11 protein-coding genes are annotated in these 17,629 nt (G+C 28.3%); 7 read left to right on the top strand and 4 right to left on the bottom strand.

What is annotated here, in order from left to right:
- Positions 1-42: 42 nt before the first annotated feature.
- Positions 43-513 carry a hypothetical protein gene (locus Ccar_RS08450; RefSeq protein WP_007059078.1) on the bottom strand — a complete coding sequence of 157 codons (471 nt, stop codon included), beginning with the start codon at positions 511-513 and terminating at the stop codon, positions 43-45.
- Positions 514-760: 247 nt separating this feature from the next.
- On the opposite strand from Ccar_RS08450, the gene Ccar_RS08445 reads away from it, so the two are divergent.
- The 4 genes from Ccar_RS08445 (at position 761) to Ccar_RS08430 (ending at position 7,049) form a co-directional block, all read left to right on the top strand.
- A complete protein-coding gene (locus tag Ccar_RS08445) occupies positions 761-1,612 on the top strand; it encodes a CAP domain-containing protein (RefSeq protein WP_007059079.1) in 852 nt (283 codons plus the stop codon).
- Positions 1,613-1,841: 229 nt separating this feature from the next.
- Positions 1,842-4,127 (top strand): sensor domain-containing diguanylate cyclase, encoded by a 2,286-nt coding sequence (locus Ccar_RS08440; protein WP_007064677.1) that lies wholly within the window; start codon positions 1,842-1,844, stop codon positions 4,125-4,127.
- Between the two features lie 509 nt (positions 4,128-4,636).
- Entirely contained in the window at positions 4,637-5,764 is a 1,128-nt protein-coding gene (gene proB / locus Ccar_RS08435; protein WP_007064678.1) for a glutamate 5-kinase, read from the top strand.
- A gap of 28 nt (positions 5,765-5,792) precedes the next feature.
- A complete protein-coding gene (locus Ccar_RS08430; protein ID WP_007059083.1) occupies positions 5,793-7,049 on the top strand; it encodes a glutamate-5-semialdehyde dehydrogenase in 1,257 nt (418 codons plus the stop codon).
- Positions 7,050-7,119: 70 nt separating this feature from the next.
- On the opposite strand, the gene Ccar_RS08425 is transcribed toward Ccar_RS08430, so the two are convergent.
- Positions 7,120-7,494 (bottom strand): hypothetical protein, encoded by a 375-nt coding sequence (locus Ccar_RS08425; RefSeq protein WP_007059084.1) that lies wholly within the window; start codon positions 7,492-7,494, stop codon positions 7,120-7,122.
- Between the two features lie 493 nt (positions 7,495-7,987).
- Here Ccar_RS08425 and Ccar_RS08420 point away from each other — a divergent pair, with 493 nt between their 5' ends.
- Complete coding sequence (locus Ccar_RS08420) at positions 7,988-9,700, top strand: methyl-accepting chemotaxis protein (RefSeq protein WP_007059085.1); 1,713 nt, start codon at positions 7,988-7,990, stop codon at positions 9,698-9,700.
- A 49-nt stretch (positions 9,701-9,749) separates the two neighbouring features.
- Here Ccar_RS08420 and Ccar_RS08415 read toward each other — a convergent pair whose 3' ends face one another.
- Both Ccar_RS08415 and galE read right to left on the bottom strand, forming a co-directional pair.
- The gene (locus Ccar_RS08415; protein WP_007059086.1) at positions 9,750-11,744 is read right to left on the bottom strand and encodes a methyl-accepting chemotaxis protein; all 1,995 of its coding nucleotides are present in this window, start codon (positions 11,742-11,744) and stop codon (positions 9,750-9,752) included.
- A 258-nt stretch (positions 11,745-12,002) separates the two neighbouring features.
- The gene (gene galE, locus Ccar_RS08410; RefSeq protein WP_007059087.1) at positions 12,003-12,989 is read right to left on the bottom strand and encodes a UDP-glucose 4-epimerase GalE; all 987 of its coding nucleotides are present in this window, start codon (positions 12,987-12,989) and stop codon (positions 12,003-12,005) included.
- A 598-nt stretch (positions 12,990-13,587) separates the two neighbouring features.
- Between galE and Ccar_RS08405 the strand changes: the two genes are divergently transcribed.
- Together Ccar_RS08405 and Ccar_RS08400 are read left to right on the top strand one after the other, a co-directional pair.
- Entirely contained in the window at positions 13,588-15,276 is a 1,689-nt protein-coding gene (locus Ccar_RS08405; RefSeq protein WP_007059088.1) for a methyl-accepting chemotaxis protein, read from the top strand.
- A complete protein-coding gene (locus Ccar_RS08400) occupies positions 15,273-17,612 on the top strand; it encodes a response regulator (protein ID WP_007059089.1) in 2,340 nt (779 codons plus the stop codon). Before Ccar_RS08405 ends, Ccar_RS08400 begins: the two co-directional genes overlap by 4 nt.
- The last annotated feature ends 17 nt before the right edge of the window (positions 17,613-17,629 follow it).

Below are 17,629 nucleotides of genomic sequence, written 5' to 3'. Positions count from 1 at the left end.
GCATTAGAACAGCTAGTCCATCAACACATTAGAAAGTATATATCAATAAATTATATATATAGTGTATCCTGGTATGTTTGAATAAGGTATGCCTATACTTAATAATTTAGAATTTTTTATTCTATGAGAACATATATATGTACCTGAACATTTTCCAAAGTCTATAGTCTTTTTACAAATTTCTGAATCCTTTATTAAAACTAAATCCAGTTGAGTTTTTTCAATATTGATATTGTAATCTATTATAGGAATTTTAGTATCCGAATAATTTAGGGCTTCTAAATTCACATCGTCTGAGGTCATTAATAAAACATTTTTAACTAATAATATTAGTTCGGACAAATCATTGGTTCTTCTTTCTCCATAGGTGTTCAATTCCTTTTTCATCAATTCATTAAATTCCAGATAGTCTCTAGCACTCTTTAATGCAACCTTTTTTCTTCTAGATTTTTCATATAATAATGGTTCTTTTTTATGAGTATTAATATTTTTAATGCTTTCAGTATTGTCCATATAAACAACTCCTTTATGACTGTTCTTAATAAATTAATTAGTGTAACAAACCAATTACATAAAATATGTATATTTATATAATAATTATAAAATTAAAATATGTAAATATATATTTATAGATAAATTTGCATATTTTGATTTTATAAATTTATTGTGTAAAAACTTACATAAATAAAATACATAATATCTACTAATAATATAGGTGTTCATTAAATAATGTAAATTTACAAAGAAAGGTGGAAATGCAGTGAAAAAGAAAATATCTATTTTTTCTATATGTATATTATCCCTTTCTCTATTTGGATGCACAGCTAGGCAAAATGCTGCTATGCCAAAGAAAGCACAACCTATTGGCGGAGTAGAATCTTCGGCATATGGAACAGAAAATGTTCAAAGAATAAAAATAACTGATGACAATACCAGTATAAGAAGAAGCTGTGCTAATGATGCACCTGTAATACAAAGAACAAGTAAGGGAAATTCCTATGATGTAGTTAGTAAGGTTCAAGATTGGTATGCAGTAAAGCTTCCTGACAATTCAATTGGTTTTATACCTACAGAACAAGGCAAAGCTGTGGTAGTTGATGATAAAAAACCTCAAGCTACACCTGATAATACTGCAACAGCACCGCAAGGAAGTACTACTGGAGGTGCTGCACAAGGAACAAACATACCAAAAACACCAAGTGCACAAACAAATTCCAGTACTTTAAGTTCTGGAGAACAGCAGATGATAAAGATGGTAAATGATGCTCGTGCTCAAAATAATTTGCCTGCATTAAAGGTTGATACTCAATTATGTAATGTAGCTAGAATTAAAGCTCAGGATATGATAGATAATAACTATTTTAGTCATAGTTCACCTAAGTATGGAAGTCCTTTTGATATGATGAAATCCTTTGGAATAAAGTATGTTGCAGCTGGTGAGAATATTGCTGGTAACCAGAGTGTTCAAAATGCTGAAAATGCATTGATGAATTCTCCAGGGCATAGAAAAAATATATTAAATCCTGATTTTACTCATATAGGAATAGGAATAAGACAAGGTGGACCTTATAGCAATATGTTTAGTCAGATGTTTATAAGTAGACCTCAATAATATAAATATAATAAAGTAAGCTATATTTATACCTAACTAAATTTACAAAATAGGTATAGTATAGCTTATTTCTCTTTATTATAAGATTTGATAAATAAACTACATTAAAATGTTAAATTATTATATTTACATTATTGCAATGTGATATAATAATTTTATAAAATTTTGTACTATAATTAGAATTAGATATTTTGAGGATTAAGATAATTATTTTATTAGGAGGTGCGGTATGAAACAATATGGATTTATATATACTGATTTTATGAAAATGAAATCTTTTATTTATAGTAAAAATATAGATACTGAATGTAATATTCTTATTCAAATTTTTACTGGAGTAATTGAAATTGAATTTATTAGAAGAATTATAAGTGAGATAACCTCCTTACTTCCTCAAGCAGAAATTATAGGTTCAACAACCGCTGGAGAAATATTTGAAGGGAAAGTTTGTACTAAAGCTACTATAATATCTTTTTCAATTTTTGAAAAAACCAAAGTTAAAACAAAAATTTTAAACAACCATGACAATGAAAATAAATTAGGAAACTGTATTGTAAAGGATTTAGTTGAAGAAAACACAAAGGTTATTATTTTATTTTCAGAAGGTTTGTTAATGAGTGGACATGGCATAATTAAAGGAATACAGAAAGCAAATTCTAATATCATAGTTTGTGGTGGAAAAGCTAGTGATAATGGATATTTTGAGAAAACGTTTGTATTCACAAAAGAAAAAATTATACAAAATGGTGTTGCAGCTGCTTCTCTTACGGGTAGAGAACTTAATGTTACTACTGAATATAGCTTTTGTTGGTGTTCCATTGGAAAATTAATGACCATTACTAAAGCAATAAATAATAGAATTTTTACAATAAATAATATAAAAACTATGGATATTTATAAAAAGTATCTTGGTGATAAAGTAGCTGAAGAATTACCTATGTCTGCTACAGAATTTCCTCTAATAATAAAAAAAGATAATATAAATATAGCTAGAGTACCTTTTAAATGTCATGATGATGGATCTATGACTTTTCTTGGAAATATAGAAACTGGTGACAAGGTTCAATTTGGTTATGGTAATGTTAATATGATAATTGATAATTCTTTAAACATAGTTAGTAGTTTACAAAATAAGCCAATAGAAGGTGTATTTATTTATTCATGTTCTATAAGAAGATCTTTCATGCAAAATAATATTGAATTGGAAACAATACCTTTAAATAGAATAGCTCCTGCTTATGGATTTTTTACTTATGGAGAGTTTTTTACTGGTAATAATTCAAATCAATTATTAAATGCAACTATGACAATATTAGGACTTTCAGAAGGAGAACAAGTATCAAGGAATAATAAAGAAGCAATAATTAATAAAAAATGTTCCTTAAAAAGTTTTTTTGATGATAAGGATATTGGAGTAATTAGAGCCTTTACTCACCTTACTAATGAAGTTACAAAAGAATTGCAGGAAGCAAATGAATTGTTAAAATGCCAAAGACATAAAATAGAACAAATGAAAAATATAACAAGTTCAATGATGGAAATAAGTAATCAAACATTGAGTTCTGAAGAAGTTGGAAATTCTGTTCAGATGATATTAGAAAAATCCTTGGAAATAATCCCCAATGCACAAGTTGGAAGTATTTTATTTATAAGAGATAGCAAGTTAATCTATGAGGCTTCAAAAGGGTATTCTTTTGATCAATTGGAAATGAGTTATGATATTGAAGATATACCTGTGTACCAGCGTTATTATTTAGATAAATTGAATAATCCTACAATAGTAGGTGAACTGGATAAATTTCTATTTAGAAAAAAATATATATATGATCATTGGAAAAGCATGTTTAATAAGGTTCCTGTTGAACTTTTATGCAACAGCATTATCATTGATGATAAAATAATTGGATTTATTAGTTTATTTAATATAGATAATAATAGTAAATTTTCAGAAGAGGATAAACTTTTAGTTAAGCACTTGTGTAATGAAATTGCTATAGCTTTAAAAAATGCTCAATTAATAGAAAAGACCTTATATATGTCAAGGTATGATACTTTAACTGGTTTGTGCAATAGACGGTATTTTAGAGAATTATTCGTCAAAACCATAAATGAAGCAGTTCTTTCAAATAAAGTTTTTGTTGTATGCATAATAGATTTAAATAATTTAAAAACAGTTAACGATAATTATGGTCATGATATTGGAGATAAATTTTTAGTAAAATTTGTAGAAATATTCAAAGCTGAAATTGATAATAATGATATTTTTGGAAGAAGCGGGGGAGATGAATTTGAAGTGATATTTGTTAATAAAGACAAGCTTCAAGTTCTTGACATTATTGAAAGAATTAATGTTACATTAAAGAATTATTCCTTTGACTTTAGTAAATATCTAAAAATCACATTTGCATATGGACTTGCGGAGTTCTCAAAGGATTCTACTAATATTGCTGAGCTCTTAAAAATAGCAGATAAAAGAATGTATGAAAAGAAGAAAATAATGAAAAAAAACACTTAAAAATTTAAAAAGATATATACATGTGGTTGCATAAGTGAGAAATATATATTATTATATATGAAAAGAAAATTCAAAATTATAATATTTTGAAAGTTCTACAATAAGAAGCAAGATGTGGGCAAGGGCATCAAAAATATATTTGTTTAAGTAAGTTTTGGATATTTTTGTATTATCTAAAACTCAGCTGAACTTATTTAGTGATTAATATATGTTTACTGATCCATTAAATTTATGTTAAGTATTGCAAATAATGATCACTGCAAAAAACAGGGAAGGTGGTAAAAAATCTGCTGCAAACTTTGTCAATGTGAACAGGTCAATTTTTAAAGTAATCATTTCATGATAAATTGTGATAATAGGTAACATTCATTTCGTTAGTCAAAATTATGCTTTAAATTGAATTTCATAACATAGAATATGAAGTTATACATTTTACATTATATCATTTTAATAACACATGTTTATATTTTAAGTGGCGGGTTTAAGTTGCGTTTTGCAACTAAAAGGTTATGGAGCTTAGGAAAAAATATTTAAAAAACGTAAAAAAAATAGTCATAAAGGTTGGTTCTTCTACTTTAACACACAAAAGTGGTCTCTTAAATTTAAATCAAATTGAAAAAATTGTGAGGCAAATAGCTGATTTGCATAATGAAGGCAAAGAGGTGGTACTAGTTACATCAGGAGCTATTGCTGCTGGAATTGGGAAATTAGGACTTAAAAGCAGACCTAAAACAATTCCAGAAAAGCAAGCAGCTGCTGCTGTAGGCCAGGGAATACTTATGCATATGTATGAAAAAATTTTTTCGGAATATGGAAAAGTAGCTGCACAAATTCTTATAACAAAGGATGATATTTCTCATAGAACTAGATTTTTAAATGCAAGAAATACATTCTTTGCTTTAGCTGAAATGGGAGCAATTCCTATAGTAAATGAAAATGATGCTATTATAGTAGATGAAATAAAATTTGGAGATAATGACACTTTATCTGCAACTGTAGCTTCTTTTGTCGAAGCGGACTTATTGATTTTGCTTTCAGATATTGAAGGATTATATGATAGCAATCCAAGAACCAACCCTAATGCAAAGCTTATACATGAAGTTAAAGAAATTACAGAAGAAATTGAAAATTGTGCTGGTGGTGCAGGGTCTTCTTTAGGGACAGGTGGAATGGCTACAAAAATAAGTGCTGGAAGAATTGCTACTGCTGCGGGGGTTTCAATGGTGATAGCAAATGGTGAACATGAAAATGTTATAAGGGATATTGTTAATTTAAAAGAAGTTGGCACATTATTTGCACCTAATGAACATCCACTTCCACTTAGGAAGCACTGGATTACCTTCAGTACTGATTTAAAAGGAAAGCTAGTAGTGGATGATGGAGCCTTTGAAGCTATTTTTTATAATCATAAGAGCCTCTTACCTAAAGGGTTAGTAAATGTTGAAGGTTTTTTTGAACAAGGTCAAATTGTATCTATTGAAAATTTTAAAGGTATAGAAATAGGAAGAGGAATAACTAATTATAGTTCAAGTGAAATTGAACAAATTAAAGGTTTGAATTCAGATGAAATAGAAAACAAATTAGGGTACAAAAATTATGATGAAATAATACATTGTAATAATATGGTCATATCCTAAAAACATAAACTAAAGGAAGGGTACGAAGATGGATATTAATAATTATATATTTGATAAGGCTTTAAAAGCTAAAGAAGCATCAAGAAAACTCGCTTATTTGAGTGCTGAAGAAAAGAATAAAGCACTAATTAGTATGAGTGAAGCTTTAATAAATAATGAAACTTTTATACTGGAACAAAATGAAAAAGATTTAAAAGAAGGTAAAAGCAATGGTATGACAGAAGCTTTGTTAGATAGATTGGCTTTAAATCACAAGAGAATAGAGGATATGGCATTAGGTCTCAAAAATGTTGCTTCTATGGGTGATCCTGTAGGCCAAGTATTAAAAATGTGGAGAAGACCTAATGATCTTCAAATAGGCCAAATGAGAGTACCTCTTGGAGTTATAGGAATTATTTATGAAGCAAGACCTAATGTTACTGTAGATGCAGCAGCTTTATGTATAAAGTCCGGAAATGCTGTAATTCTTAGAGGAGGAAAAGAAGCTATAAATTCTAATAAGGCTATTGCAGATACTATAATCAAGGCAGGAGAACTATCAGGACTTCCAAAGGGAAGTATTCAGCTTATAGAAGTTACTGACAGAGAAGGAGTTAATTGCATGATGAAGCTGAATGGGTACATAGATGTGCTTATTCCTAGAGGTGGATCAGGCCTTATACAAAATGTAGTGAAAAATTCCACTGTACCTGTAATTGAAACTGGAGTTGGAAACTGTCATGTATATGTAGATGAAGATGCCGATTTGGAAATGGCTGAAAATATAGTGGTTAATGCAAAAACTCAAAGACCTGCTGTATGTAATGCTATGGAAACATTGTTAGTGCATAAAAATGCTGCTCCAAAATTTTTACCAAAGCTTGGTGAAACTTTGAAAGCTTTAGGGGTTGAAATAAGAGGATGCACGGAAACAGAAAAGTATATAAAGGATATAGTTTCAGCTGAGGAGAAAGATTGGGAAACTGAATATTTAAATTTGATTTTAGCAGTGAAAGTTGTGAATTCTATGGATGAAGCAATGGATCATATTTATAAATATGGAACCAAACATTCGGAAGCTATAATTACGAATAACTATAAAAATAGCCAGAGATTTTTAAATGAGGTTGATGCAGCTGCAGTATATGTAAATGCATCTACACGTTTTACTGATGGAAGTGAATTTGGATTTGGTGCAGAAATAGGAATAAGTACTCAAAAGCTTCATGCTAGAGGGCCTATGGGACTTGAGCAGTTGACTACCACGAAATATATTATATATGGTCAGGGACAAACTAGAAAATAAAAGAGAGTGTGAAAATTTAAATAAAAAAATAAACTAGAAACAATATAAAAGTTTCTAGTTTATTTTTTATTTAAGTTCTACCATGAAATTCAGTATGACATTTTTTGCATGTAATTAGTATTTTGCCCTTTTTTCTAGGAACTCTAAGTTTTTGAGAACAATGAGGACATTTAAATACCTTATAATATTTAAAATCATTAATTTTCATTTTAAATCTATATATCATTTGTTTAATTATAAGAATGCTATTTTCGAAGCCCTGCAATTCTTGATACCTTTTATATTTATTTTTTGAAAGAGTTCTCCAAGTAGCATAAAATGCTAATAATATTCCTATGATTACACTATTTCTATTTAGTGAAAAAATAAGAGAAATAATCAAAAGATATTTAGAAAATTTATCTAAGCCATAACAATCTTTTAAATAATAAGAAAACTTATTCAATGTCATTCCTCCTAAAAAATTATTATTATATTACAATTACTTTAGCATATGTGTTTTATCCATTCAAGAAAACATTTTGTTAATTAATTAAGGAAGTTTGTAAGAGATAGATAAGTTAAAAAACTTTAGTATATTTTATGTGATATAAAAGTAGAATTTGATGATCTAATGAGGAGAGATATAAGCTTAATGATTTGTTAAATGGGATTAGCATAAAATTACAAACAAAGTATACTTATATATGAATTATACAAAATAAATATTTTGTATATCTTGTACAATTTTAAAAAAATAATACAAAAAATCTTAAAGTGAAAAATTATACTAAAAATTGTGAATATTTAGGTTTAAGCTGATATGTATTATTATCATGAAGTTTGAACAATTTTGGGACCATATTATTACAAATAATTAACGAAACAACATTTATGATTAAATATTCAATATGATAAAAATCAAATGTGTTTAGTAAAATTTTAAGGGGGTACAAATTGTGCAGTGGTTTAAAAATTTAAAAATGGTACAAAAATTAATATCGGCATTTGTTGTAGTAGCATTATTTATTGGTGTAGTTGGATTTATTGGAGTATATAATATGAAATCAATATATTCTAATGCTAACTCTATGCATGATTATAATCTTAAGTCAATAGAAACGTTGATGATTATGAAAGAAAATTATGCAGATGTTCGCTCAGATTTGTTAAAAATTGTATATCAACAGGACTTGAGTGATAAGAACAGCATAAAAAAAGAAATTACTGATTTAAGTGCCAAAAATGATACAAGTATAGATACTTATGAGAAAACATTGTTGTCTAAAGATGAAGAATCAATTTTTTCACAGTTAAAAAAGGATAGGAGTACATATAAAGAAGCATTTACTGCTGTAATAAAACTTATTGATGAAAATAATTATAAAGGTGCACAAGAAAAATTTTCTGATGTTACTAAATCAAGAACAAAAATTTATGAAGATATGGATAATCTAATAAAAGTAAATTCTGATCAAGCAGATAAGGCAGATGCTCAGAATAAAAGTACATATGAATCATCTTTTATTATTACAACTATTATAGGTGTGGTAGGATTAGTACTTGCAATTATAATTGGCTTGTTTATAGCACTTATGATTTCAAAGGAAATAAATAAAGTTTTAGTTTTTGCAGAAGCTCTAGGAGAAGGAGATTTAAGTAAATCTATAGAAGTGGATAGAAAAGATGAAATAGGTAATTTAGGTAAGGCTTTAAATAAAGCTTGTGAAAATGTGAAAGAATTAATAAGTTCAATAATAGATAGTGCAGGAGACATAAGTTCTTCCAGCGAGGAATTATCTGCAACAACTGAGGAAATTACATCTATGATGGAGGCTGCAAATGAATCAACTGAACAAATTTCACAAGGAGCTCAAGAGTTGAGCTCAACAACCGAAGGCGTAAATACATCTATGCAGGATATTTCTATATCAACTAGTGAATTACTAAACAGGTCAATAGATGCTAAGAATTCTTCAGAGGAAATAAGCAAACGTGCAATTGATATAAAAGATAAAGCAGCTAAAAACATAAAAGAGGGAGGCTTAATATATAAGGAAAAGAAAAGTAATATTATAAAATCAATTGAGGACGGTAAGGTGGTTGAAGAAGTTAAAATTATGGCTGATTCCATTGGAAGTATAGCAGAGCAAACAAACCTTCTTGCGTTAAATGCTGCAATAGAAGCAGCAAGAGCTGGTGAACAAGGAAAGGGATTTGCAGTGGTTGCTGATGAAGTTAGAGATTTGGCAGAACAATCTTCTCAAGCTGTGACGAATATTCAAAATATGGTATCTCAAGTAAGGAATGCATTTGACAGTTTATCAAAAAGTGGACAAGACATATTACACTATATGGAAAATATTGTTAAACCTAGCTATGAATTACTTATGAATACAGGTGTGCAGTATGAAAAAGATTCTGATTATGTAAGAGATATGTCTGAAAAAATTTCAACTTTATCAAACAAAATGAATGATGCTGCAGGCAATATAAGTGATTCAATTCAAAATATATCAGCAACTTCACAGGAATCAGCAGCTGGTTCGGAAGAAGTTACAAGCAGTATAAGTGAAATAACAAAAGCTGTAAGTGAGGTTTCTAAGTCTGCTCAGAGTCAAGCTGAACTTGCGCAGAAGCTTAATGAAATGGTTCAAAAATTTAAAATATAAACAAAAAGGCTATCTTAGAATGAAAAATCATTTTAAGATAGCCTTTAGCTTATAGTTTAAACTTAGCAACTATTTCATTTAAACTATTTGTAATATTTTTTAGTTCTTCCATATTAGAAGATATAATTTCCATAGCACTAGATTGTTCTTCCATAGAAGCTGAAACTTCTTCAGTAGAAGCAGCAGCTTCTTCAGATATTACGGATATACCTTCAATGGATTTAACGGCAATTTCTTTATTTTCTTCAACTTCATCAATTTCAGATGTAAGTTCTTCAATGTATGTTATCATTTTGTTTATTGAATCTTCAATTGTTTTAAACGACTTTTCAGATTCAGCCATAGAATTATTAGCTTCTTTGATTATTTTTTCAGCATTTACCATGTTTAATTGAGTTGAATTGATTTCGTCTAAAATTTCCTTTATCATATTAGAAATTTCTTTTGTAGAAGCAGCTGTTTCTTCAGATAAATTTCTAACTTCATCTGCAACAACTGCAAATCCTTTTCCAGATTCTCCAGCTCTTGCAGCTTCAATAGCAGCGTTTAAAGCTAACAAATTTGTTTGTTCAGCTATGGATTCTATGGTATTTACTATAGCACCAATAGATTCGGATTTTTTAGATAAAATATTAATATTTTCAGCTACTTTTTGGCTAGCATCATTATTTTGTTCCAATTTAGAAGATAAATCTAAAATGGAAGACATACCTTTTTTATTAACATCATTAGTTAAATATGAATATTTTTTTACTTCATTAGTTTTTAATACTATAGTATTTATTTTGTCTGCTAAGTTATTTAACTTTTTAAGTCCTGTTTCTGATTCTTTAGCTTGTTCAACTGAACCTTCTGCTAATTGGCTTGTAGCTTTAGCTACATCTGTAATAGACATAACTGTTTGTTCTACAGAAGAGGACACATTGTTTGAGTATTTTAATATGCTATCTGAACTATTTTTTAAATCTTCAACAATTTTTCTTAATTCTTGTTTTAAATTTAATACAGAATGAGCAATAATGCCTATTTCATCTTTATATTTTAATGCCTTATTGCATTCATCATCATCATTTTCAAAATCAAAATCCTTTAATTTATTGATATCCTTTGTTATTAAGGATATAGGGCCAGCTAATTTGCTGCTGAGATATGAAGCAAATATTAAAGAAAAAATTAAAGACGCTATTAATATGATAACAGCATATATAACTAAAGCATTTAGAGGTTTGTTAAATTCTTTAGTAGGTATAGCAAATCCTATAATCCAATTTGAAGCTTTTACCTTTGATGACACAAAATATCTATTTGTACCATCATAATCTTTTAAGACAAAGGAGTTTTTAGAAGTAATTGACATATATTTACCATCAAATACATTACTTAAATTTTTAAGCTCTTTATCTTTAGGTTGAAAATCCTTATTTGGATGAATAATAATATTATTGCTTGAATCCATTAAGTAAGAATAACTATTATTTATAGGTGAAGCTTTTTTTATTGTATCTGTAAGGAGATCTAAATTAATATCTGTACTAATAACACCTATTACTTGTCCATTTTTCGTCACGGGTTTAGCTATAGAAACTACCATTTTTTTTGTAGTTTGATCCAAGAAGGGTGGTGTGTAAATTAGACTTTTCTTTTCCATGGCTAATTTGTACCAGCTTCTTTGAGTACAATCATAATCTGCAGGAGGATTCCAACCAGAACCATCTATCATTTTTTTGTTTGTCATTCCAATATAAATATCAGTAATATTAGAATTCAATTTTAATTTAGATTGAAGATAATTTGATATACCGTTTTCATCAAAATTACCTAGATTTTCTATTGCATAATCAGTTTCGTCAAGTATTTTTGCTTGTCCATCAAGCCATCCGTTGATTAATTCTGAATACTTTTCAGAAGCAATTAATGCTTGTTCGCTTGATTGTTTGGTAATGGTCTTATATGATATAGCATAGCTTACTATAGAGGAAATCAAAATAAGTATAATACAGGTTGAAGAAATTGCTAGAATTAGTTTTGATCTTATACTTTTCATAATATATCTCCTTTCTATGGGCCTAATGTCAATTAAATTAAAGAGTTGGAACTTACTAGTAATTTCGTTAATAATAGCAGAAACTTGATGAAAATTCACAAAATAGTGCGAATTTACTGGATATAATACTTGGCTTTAAAATAGAGTTAGAGGAGAATGAAATTTTAACTTAATAATAAGTATAGTGTGATACAACTTTTTAGAGGACAATTGTCCTCTAAAAAGAAGTGTAATTTTAGTATCAATAATTAAATGAAATTATTTTTCGTAACCATTTAAGTGATTTTTATGCCACTTCCATGCGGTTTCTATTATAGTTTCAAGAGAGTTGAATTTAGGCTCCCAACCTAGTTCTTTTATAGCTTTTTCAGAGGAGGCTATTAAAGTAGCAGGGTCTCCTGCACGCCTTGCAGCAATTTCAGCCTTAATATTTATACCTGTCACTTTTCTTGCTACATCCACAACTTCTTTAACAGAGAAACCTTTTCCATTACCTAAATTATAAATTTTACTTTCTCCACCATTTTTAAGTCTTTTTAGAGCTAATAAATGGGCAGAAGCAAGATCTGATACATGAACATAGTCTCTTACACAAGTACCATCTTCAGTATTATAATCATCTCCAAAGATCATTATTTTTTCTCTTTTACCTAAGGCAGCTTGTAAAATTATAGGAATAAGATGACTTTCAGGTTCGTGATCTTCTCCAATATTTCCATTTATATGAGCACCACAAGCATTAAAATATCTTAATGCAGTATATTTTATGCCATAAGCTTTATCACACCATTTTAGTATTTTTTCTACTGCAAGCTTTGATTCACCATAAGGATTTGTTGGAAAAGTTTTATCTTGTTCCAATATAGGTATATTTTCGGGTTCGCCATAAGTTGCAGCAGTAGATGAAAATACAATATATTTAATATTATGTCTATTCATAGCTTCTAAAAGATTTATAGTAGAACCAATATTATTGTCAAAATATTTTAATGGATTTTCTACACTTTCACCCACTAGAGAATTTGCTGCAAAATCTATAACAGCGTCAATTTTATTTTCAGTAAAAACTTTATCCAAAATTTCATTATCTTTTAAATCTCCAATGTAAAGTTTTCCGCCTAAAAGTGAATCCTTATGGCCTGTTTGAAGATTATCAAGTATAACGACATCATGACCATTTTCTAATAAATAAGCAACCATGTGGCTGCCTATATAACCAGCACCTCCACAAACTAATATGTTCATAATAAAAGACCTCCTATATATAAGATGAATTTTAGAATTAAGATTACAAGTATCTATTTAGTAAAAGCTTAATTCTTTATATGTTGTATTATTTTTATATAAAAATAATTTTTTAAATATAGTATAACTTAATATTAATTCAGTAGCAATATATAGAAGAATTTAATACTATATGTTATTTTAGATGAATTTTTAACAATTTGTTATCTACCTTAATTTACTAATTAACTTATATAACATCAAAAATTGACAACATATTCCCAGCATAGTATAATTATAGCCAATAAGTAAATCTTCACTTCTAATGAAAAAAGGTATATGTAAAACTAATTTACACATAAAAAATAAATATCGCAACTCTTAAAAAACAAATAATTTATTAGCACAAGTTTTATGCTAATAAATTAGTGGAAAATTCATTTCAAAAGTTTTAGTATATGCAGTCTGTTCAGAATATTATGGAATTAACCAAGAATAATTATAATAAGCCAAAGGTAATGGCTGATAAAGGGTGATGTAATATTATTCTGAACATTTAGTCAATGTAATGATTTTAAAGGAAATGTTTAATGATATTTAGCAATGAGGGGGATGAAAAATGAAATGGTTTTACAATTTAAAAATAAAAGCTAAGATTATTTTCTATTTTGTTATGCTTGTAATTTTCATTGGAGTAGTTGGAATTATTGGTATTACCAATATGAAGAACATTAACAGCAGAAGTGAAGACATGTATAAAAACAATTTGCTCGAGATACAGAATGCTCAAAATATGCAGAAAGATTTATTTATTATCCGTTCAGATTATTTGTCAATGTTGTATGAAAAAGATAACTCCAAGTTACAACAAAGGATAAATGATATTCAAAAGTTAATAGAGGAATGTAATCAAATACAAAAAGATTATGAGCCAACTATTGAATCTTCAGAGGAAAGAAATTTATTCAATTCTTTAAAAAATAATTTTACCACATATAAAAATACATTAGATGAACATATAAACTTAATGAAGGCAGGCAACTATTTAGAAGTAAGTTCTAAAGTGAGTCAACTTGTAAGTTTAAGAGAAAAAAGCGATCAATCAATTCAAGATTTGATAAGTTTAAATAAGAAAAATGCAGAAACAAAAAACTCAATAAATATTGCAAGTTATAAAAATCAATCTATAATTATGATTATAGTTATAATAGTGGGAGCTATACTTGCAGTGGTTATAGGTTTATTATTTGCCAATATGATAAGTAAACCTTTAAATCAAATTGTAAATGCTGCTAATAGTATAGCCAAAGGAGACTTGGATGTATATGTAAATGTAGATACTAAGGATGAAATAGGTATATTAGCAGATGCTTTTATGAAAATGTCAATTAATATTAATGAAGCCATGTCAAATATAAATGCTGCAGCAGAGGAAGTAGCAGCGGGAGCAAAGCAAGCATCTGATTCAAGTATTGCACTTTCTCAAGGAAGTACTGAACAAGCAAGTTCAATTGAACAGCTAACTGCTTCCATGGAAGAAATATCATCGCAAACAAGTGAAAATAGTAATAGTGCAAGTAAAGCCAATGAACTTGCGTCTGCTACAAAAGAAAATGCAATTAAAGGTAATGAACACATGAAGGAAATGTTAAAGTCCATGGAAGATATTAATGAATCATCTTCAAATATTTCAAAGATTATTAAGGTTATAGATGAAATTGCATTCCAAACTAATATACTTGCTCTTAATGCCGCAGTTGAAGCTGCAAGAGCTGGACAGCATGGGAAAGGTTTTGCAGTAGTTGCAGAAGAAGTGAGAAATTTAGCTGAACGTTCTGCTAATGCAGCTAAAGAAACTACAAATATGATTGAAGGTTCCATTAAAAAGGTTGAAAGTGGTACTAAAATAGCATCTGAAACAGCATCGGCATTAAGCGAAATAGTTAAAGATGTTGCAGAAGTAGCAGATATTGTTAAAGGTATAGCTCAAGCATCAAATGAGCAAGCATTGGGTATTGAACAAATTAATCAAGGAATTATGCAGGTATCTAATGTGGTTCAAACAAATTCTGCAACTTCTGAAGAAATTGCAGCAGCAAGTGAAGAACTTTATGGTCAAGCTGAAATGTTAAAAGAAGAAGTTGAAAGATTTAAATTGAAGAAAACAGATAATTATCATGGTAAAATAGAAAAACTTAGTCCTGAAGTATTAGAATTTTTAAAAAAAATGAATGGAAATAAAAAATATAACAAAAATAATTCACCTAGAATTGCTTTAACCGACAAAGAATTGGAGCTAGATCAATGATTAAAAATAGTATTATAGATAATAACAATTCATTTTTGATTAATGCTTTATCTTGTATGGCTGATGGTGTAATTGCTGTTGATATGGATGGAAAAATTGTGTTTTTAAATTCAGCAGCAGAAGGAATAACAGGGTGGTCATCAAAGGAAGCAAAAAATGAAAATTTTAATACTGTTTTTCCTCTAATAAATATTAGTACAGGTGAAAAAGTTAAAAGTCCAATTGACAATGTAATTAAATTGGGAAAGTCGGTTGGACTTACAAAAAATTCAGGGCTAATAACAAAGGATAATAGAAAAAAATATATTTCAGCTAATAGTTCACCTATAAAAGATGACTTAGGAAACTTCACTGGAATAGTTGTAGTTTTTAGGGATATTACAAGAATTAGAAGTATTGAATTAGAATTAATAAACAAGGAACATGGATTTAAAGCATTATTTAATTCCGTGCCTGTAGGGGTAGTAATTCTTGATGAAAATGAAATAGTTTATGCAGTAAATAATTGTGTGTTAAAGTTTTTGAACATTAAAAAAACACAAATTATTGGAAAAGCAGTTGGAAATGGTTTTTGCTGCAAAAATAGCTTTGATGATGAAAGAGGTTGTGGATATGGAGAAAATTGTAAAAGTTGTAGTTTAAGAAAAGCAATAACCTTTGCTGAAAAGTTTAATGTTTCTACAAATATGGAGTTTAATAATGTAGTAGTAATAGAAAATAAAGAAATTGAAGTATGGCTTAAATTAAGTATAACTCCTGTATATTTTGGTGAAAAAAGGGTGATTGTTGCTGTATTAATGGACATAAAAGATAGAAAGAATAAGGAAATAGAACTTAGAAAGGCAAAAGAAGAAGCTGAGGCAGCTAGCAAAGCCAAAAGTGAATTCTTGGCAAATATGAGTCATGAAATTAGAACACCTCTTAATGGGTTAGTTGGTATGGTAGATTTGACTCTTTTAACTGATTTAAATTGTGAGCAAAAAGAAAATTTAATGACGGCTAAGTCTTGTACAAATTCTTTACTAAAGGTTATTAATGATATATTAGATTTTTCAAAGCTTGAAGCTGGAAAATTAGTTATAGAAAATATTAATTTTGATATTAAAAATCTTATAGAGGAAATAATAAAAGCTAATTCTTCAACTGCACTTGCTAAACAAATTGAATTAAATTACACATTTTCTTCTACTATACCTCAGTTTCTTTTAGGAGACCCAAATAGATTAAGGCAGGTGCTAAATAATTTAATTAATAATGCAATTAAATTTACGGAGCATGGGGAAATTTCATTAAAAGTAAAGAATATAGAAACTATTGATGAACATGTTAAATTGGAATTTAGTATAACTGATACAGGTATTGGTATATCGGAAGAAAATATAAATACAATATTTGAAAGCTTTAGTCAAGTAGATGGTTCATCAACAAGAACAGTAGGTGGTACAGGATTAGGACTTGCCATATCTAAGCAGCTTACTGAGATAATGGGTGGAAATTTGTTGGTTAAAAGTAAACTTGGACAAGGAAGTAGCTTCTACTTTGTTTTAATGTTCCCTGTTGGTAAAGAATTGAAAAAAGACATAAAACAGACTTTTAAGATAAATAAAGTAACTGAAAATTTAAACATATTGCTTGTAGAAGATGATAAGTTGAATCAACAAGTTATAGGACGAATGTTAAAAGAAAGAGGATACCTTGTTGATATTGCAGGAAATGGTTTAGAAGCAATAAAAATGTATGAAAATAAAAAATATGATATAATACTTATGGATATCCAGATGCCAGTAATGAATGGTATAGAAACTACGAAAATAATAAGGGAAAAAGAAATTGAAAATCATATACCAATTATAGCTATTACTGCATATGCTTTAAAGGGTGATAAGGAAAAGTTTTTATCAAAGGGTATGGATGATTATATACCAAAACCTGTAAAGATGGATAAACTATTTAATGTGATTGAGAGTCATACTGTAAGTAGCAAAGAAGAAGATTTGAAAAATTTTAGTATAAGATTTGATGAAAATGGAGAAGTTGAGTTTTTTAATGATGAAAGTAGAATTCTTAACAAAGAAAAACCAATTCTTATGAAAGAATTAGCATATTCCATAGAAGAACTCAATAAAGCTCTACAGGAAAAACAATTGTCATCTATTGAAAGGTTAGCAAATAAAATAAAAAGTTTATCTGATGAAATAAATATATATGAATTAAAGGATATTTCCTTTAAAGTGGAACTTTCTGCAAGACGTGGAAATCTAAATGAAGCTGTCCATTATGCTAAAAAAGTGAGTGAAGAATTTGAAATTCTTAAAAAGTCAATTTTAGATATTTAAAAATAAAGTACGATTAG

Origin of the sequence: Clostridium carboxidivorans P7, from assembly GCF_001038625.1 — a bacterium.
GTDB classification, from domain to species: Bacteria; Bacillota; Clostridia; order Clostridiales; family Clostridiaceae; genus Clostridium_AM; species Clostridium_AM carboxidivorans.
This window is presented reverse-complemented; position numbering and strand designations above follow the sequence as displayed.